At 74.5% G+C, this 4,821-nt stretch carries 4 protein-coding genes and 1 pseudogene; all 5 read left to right on the forward strand.

Annotated features, from left to right (window positions below):
• Positions 1-95: 95 nt before the first annotated feature.
• Positions 96-638, forward strand: a complete 543-nt coding sequence (locus ABD879_RS32035; RefSeq protein WP_345025532.1) for an NADH-quinone oxidoreductase subunit J family protein — start codon at positions 96-98, stop codon at positions 636-638.
• The gene (gene nuoK / locus ABD879_RS32040; protein ID WP_425549674.1) at positions 638-1,060 is read left to right on the forward strand and encodes an NADH-quinone oxidoreductase subunit NuoK; all 423 of its coding nucleotides are present in this window, start codon (positions 638-640) and stop codon (positions 1,058-1,060) included. Before ABD879_RS32035 ends, nuoK begins: the two co-directional genes overlap by 1 nt.
• Positions 1,057-3,039 (forward strand): NADH-quinone oxidoreductase subunit 5 family protein, encoded by a 1,983-nt coding sequence (locus ABD879_RS32045; protein WP_345025533.1) that lies wholly within the window; start codon positions 1,057-1,059, stop codon positions 3,037-3,039. Before nuoK ends, ABD879_RS32045 begins: the two co-directional genes overlap by 4 nt.
• On the forward strand, positions 3,036-4,604 hold the full coding sequence (locus ABD879_RS32050; RefSeq protein WP_378270600.1) for a complex I subunit 4 family protein: 1,569 nt from the start codon (positions 3,036-3,038) through the stop codon (positions 4,602-4,604). Before ABD879_RS32045 ends, ABD879_RS32050 begins: the two co-directional genes overlap by 4 nt.
• Positions 4,605-4,641: 37 nt before the next feature.
• Positions 4,642-4,821: pseudogene (locus tag ABD879_RS32055) on the forward strand (NADH-quinone oxidoreductase subunit N); the annotation flags it as partial.

A 4,821-nucleotide genomic window follows, 5' to 3' on the forward strand; every position in this document is an offset into this window, starting at 1 on the left:
GCGGCACGCGGTCCGGCGGGCTGCGCCGCCCGCGGGCCGCGGGCCGGCCGTGACCCGCGGCCGCCGGGACGAGGCGGGCCCGGCGGGGGAGGCGCATGACCGGCCAGGAGATCGTCTTCGCGCTGCTGGGCGTGGTCGCCGTCGGTTCGGCCGTGCTGGTGGTCACCACGCGGCAGCTGGTGCACGCGGCCCTGTGGCTGGTGGTGTGCCTGGGCGCGCTCGCGGGCGGCTACCTGGTGCTGACCGCCGAGTTCGTCGCGTGGGTGCAGGTGCTGATCTACGTGGGCGCGGTGGTCGTCCTGCTGCTGTTCGGCATCATGCTGACCCGGGCGCCGATCGGCCGGGCGGCCGACCTGGACTCGGGCAACCGGTGGGCGGCGCTGGCGGTCGCGCTGGCGACGGCGGGCGTGCTGGTGTCGGTGGTGGTCATCGGGTTCCGGGACGCGTCCATGCCGCTGCGGGCGGGCGGCGGTTCGGCCGACGCGCTCGGCGCCGCCGTGTTCCGCACCTGGGTGCTGCCGTTCGAGGTGCTGTCGGTGCTGCTGCTGGCCGCGCTGGTCGGCGCGATCGTGCTGTCGCGCTCCGACGTCGGCGGGCCGAAGGACAAGGAACCCACCAGGAAGCGGGGCGAGCGCTGATGCACGTCGCCTATCCCGCGGTCGTCGCCGCGCTGCTGTTCTCGGTCGGCGTGTACGGGGTGCTGGCCCGGCGCAACGCGATCCTGGTGCTGATGTCGGTCGAGCTGATGCTCAACGCCGTCAACCTCAACCTGGTCGCGTTCGACGTGTGGTGGCGCGACCGGCTGCACGGCGGGCAGGTGCTGACCCTGTTCACCATCGTGATCGCCGCCGCCGAGGTGGGGCTGGGGCTGGCGATCGTCCTGCTCGTCTACCGCAACCGCCAGATGATCGACGTCGACCGGCTGCGCACGCTGTCGGAGGACGCGGCGCCCGGTCCCGAGGTGCATGACGGCGGCCATGACGGCGACCATGATGGTGACGCGGACGGCGAACGCGCGGCGGCGGCCGTGCGGGCCGGCGGCGAGGGAGGCGCGACGTGATCGCGCTGACCTCCGTCGTCATCCTGCTGCCGTTCGTCGCGGCGTTCGCCGGGATGCTGCTGGGCCCCCGCCTGTCCGAGGCGCTGCGCGCACGCCCGCCCCGCGACCAAGCCGAACCCCCCGCCGAAGCCCAGGCCGAGGCGCCCGCCGAAGGGCCGCCCGCCGAGGGGCGGCGGGCCCGGTGGCGGGCCGCACTGGCGGCGGAGCGTTCGCCGCTGCGCAACGGTCCCGCGCTGATCGCCTGCCTGCCGGTGGCCGTCGCCGCCGTGCTGTCGGCGATCGCGGCGTTCGCCGTCTGGCGCACGCCCGGCACGCGCACCGGCACGCTCACCCTCGTCGAGACCGGCACCGTGCCGATCGAGGTCGGCCTGCGGCTGGACGGGCTGTCGGCCGTCGTCGGGCTGATGGTGTGCCTCGTCGCGCTGGCCGTGCAGGTCTACTCGGTCGCCTACCTGGCCGACGACCCCCGCTACTCCTCCTACGCCGCGTTCATCTCCCTGTTCACCTCCGCCATGCTGCTGGTGGTGTACGCGGGCGACCTGCTGCTGCTCTACGTCGGCTGGGAGGTCATGGGGGTCTGCTCCTACTTCCTGATCGGCCACCACTGGGAGGACCGCGCCAACTCGCGCGCCGCCGTCAAGGCGTTCCTGGTCACCCGGCTCGGCGACGTCGGATTCCTGTTCGGCGTGTTCGTGCTCGGGGCGGGCGCCCGCTCGTTCGACATCGGCGAGATCGCGGCGCGGGCCGGGACGCTGCCGCACGCGACGGTCACGGCGGCCGCGCTGCTGCTGCTGGCCGGGGTGGCGGGCAAGAGCGCGCAGTTCCCGCTGCACACCTGGCTTCCGGACGCGATGGCGGGCCCCACGCCGATCAGCGCGCTGATCCACGCGGCCACCATGGTCGCGGCGGGCGTGTACGTCGTGGCCCGCGTGTACGGGGTGTTCCTGGCGGCCCCGGCCGCGCTGGCGCTGCTCGGCGCGGTCGCGGTGGTCTCGATGCTGGGGTCGGCGCTGGCGGCGCTGGCGCAGGACGACATCAAGCGCGTCCTGGCGTACTCGACGATCAGCCAGCTGGCGGTGATGGCGGCCGGGCTGGCGGTCGGCGCGTGGAACGGCGCGATCTTCCACCTGCTCGCCCACGGCGCGTTCAAGGCCCTGCTGTTCCTGGCGGCCGGCTGCGTGATCGTCACGGCCGGGTCGAACATGCTGCGCCACTACGGCGGGCTGCGCACCGGGATGCCGATCACGTTCTGGTCGATGACGATCGGGCTGGCGGCGCTCGTCGGCGTCCCGCCGGTCAGCGGCTGGTTCAGCAAGGACTCCGTCATCGAGGCCGCCCAGCACGCCGCCGCCCACGGCGGCGAGATCGCCTCCGGTGTGCACATCCCGGCGGGCGTCGCCTGGACCGTGTACGCGGGCCTGCTGCTGACGGCCGCGGTGACGGCGGCGTACGCGATGCGGCTGTGGCTGTTGACGTTCTTCGGCGAGCCGCGCGGCGGGTACGAGGTGCGCGAGGCGCCCAAGCTCATGTCGTGGACGGTGGCCGCGCTGGCCGTGCCGTCGGCGGTCCTCGGGTTCTTCGGGCTGGGCTCCGCCGAGCTGCGGCCGCACCTCGGTTCGGCCGTCGTGGCGCTGTTGTGCGCGGCGGTGGGCGCGGGCGCGGCGTTCTACATCTGGAACCGCGACCCCGCCGCCGACCCCGCGCGGGTACTCGGCCCCGCCCGCGCCGTGTTCGCCCGCGCGTTCTACGTCGACGAGCTGTACGCGGCCGCGGTCGTGCGTCCCGTGCGGGCCGTGGCGCGCCAGGTCGTCGCGGTGGACCGGCGCGGCATCGACGCGGCGGTCGTCGGCGCCGCCCGCGGCGCGCGCCGCCTCGCCGAACCGCTGCGGCGGCCCCAGAACGGCAACCCGCAGACCTACCTCACCGGCCTGATCGCCGGGATCGTCCTCATCGCGGCCGGGGCGGTGATCTTCCTGTGATCTTCGTGCTGTTGCTCGCGATCCCGCTGGCGGGGGCGCTGGCGCTGCTGCTTCCGGCCGGGCGCTTCCTGCCGGGGGACGGCGCCGTCCGCCGCTACGGGGTCGGCGTCTCGGGCGCGACGCTGCTGGTGGCGCTGTCGGCGGCGGCCGCGTTCGACTACGGCGACCCCTCGCGCGTCCAACTGGAGATCGACCGCGACTGGGCGCCGGCGATCGGGCTGCGCTTCCACCTCGGCGTCGACGGCATCTCGCTGCCGCTGGTGCTGCTCACCGCGCTGCTGTCGTTGCTGTGCTTCGTGCACGCCCTGCGGCACCCGCCGCACGGGGCGGCGTCCGACCGCCTGCTCGTCGGGCTGCTGCTGGTGCTGGAGGTCGGGCTGCTCGGCACGTTCCTCGCGCTCGACCTGGTGCTGTTCTTCGTGTTCTTCGAGGTCGTGCTGATCCCGATGTACGCGGTGATCGCGCTGTGGGGAGGCCCGGGCCGCCGCGCCGCCGCGTACAAGTTCATCCTCTACACGCTGCTCGGCTCCGGCCTGCTGCTGGCGGGCATGCTGCTGGTCGCGGTGAACGCCGGGACGCTCGACCTGACCGAGCTGGCCCGCCGGCACGGCGCCGGCGTCGCCCACGGCGTGCAGGTCACCGCGTTCCTGCTGATGGTGCTGGGCTTCGGCGTCAAGGCGCCGATGTGGCCGCTGCACACCTGGCTGCCCGACGCGCACACCGAGGCGCCCACCGTCGGGTCGGTGCTGCTGGCCGGGGTGCTGCTGAAGATGGGCACCTACGGCCTGGTCCGGGTGGCGCTGCCGCTGGCCCCGGACGGCGCCGCGTACTGGGCGCCCTGGCTCGGGCTGCTCGCCGTCATCGGAATCGTCTACGCCGCGCTGGCCTGCCTGGCGCAACGCGAGCTGAAACGCATGATCGCGTTCTCGTCCGTCGGGCACATGGGCTTCGTGCTGCTGGGCATCGCCACCCTCACCCCGGTCGGGGTGAACGCGGCGCTGTTCGGCAACATCGCCCACGGGCTGATCACCGGGCTGCTGTTCTTCCTGGCCGGGGCCGTCAAGGTCCGGTACGGCACCGGCGAGCTGGACCGGCTCGGCGGCGGCATGCTCACCGAGGCGCCGCGGCTGGCGTCCTTCCTGACATTCGCCTCGATCGCGAGCCTGGGCCTGCCCGGCCTCGCCGGCTTCTGGGGCGAGATGCTGGCGCTGCTCGGCGCGTACCGGCCGCACGCCGACCTGCCGCGCGAGACGTTCGCGACGTTCATGGTCGTCGGCGGGCTCGGCGCGGTCCTCACCGCCGCCTATTTCCTGCGCATGCTCACCAAGATCACACACGGCGCGGTGCCGGGGGACCGCGCCGCCGCCCCTGTCCCCGGAGCCGACGCACCCGCATCCGACGGGCCGGACGCGGCGGCGACGCGCACCCGCATCGCACCGATCACCCGCTGCGAGTACGCCGCCTGGACCCCGCTGATCGTCCTCACCCTGCTGGTCGGCCTGTGGCCCAAGACGCTGCTGGCCGTGACCACCGCCCCGGTCCGCGCGCTGTTCGGAGGCGGCTGATGGCGGCCGGACGGACCACGGCGGAAGGAACCGCCCGATGATCATCCAGAGCATCGACTACGCGGCCGTCGCGCCCGCGCTGATCGTCGCGGTGGCGGCCGTCGCGCTGCTGCTCGCCGACGCGTTCGACGTGCCGCGCCGCGCACTCGGCTGGGCGTCGTGCGGCGCGCTGGCCGCCGCGCTCGTCGCGGTGGCCGCGCTGGCCGCCGCCGGCGGC

This window comes from Actinomadura keratinilytica (assembly GCF_039539665.1).
Taxonomy (GTDB): Bacteria; Actinomycetota; Actinomycetes; order Streptosporangiales; family Streptosporangiaceae; genus Spirillospora; species Spirillospora keratinilytica.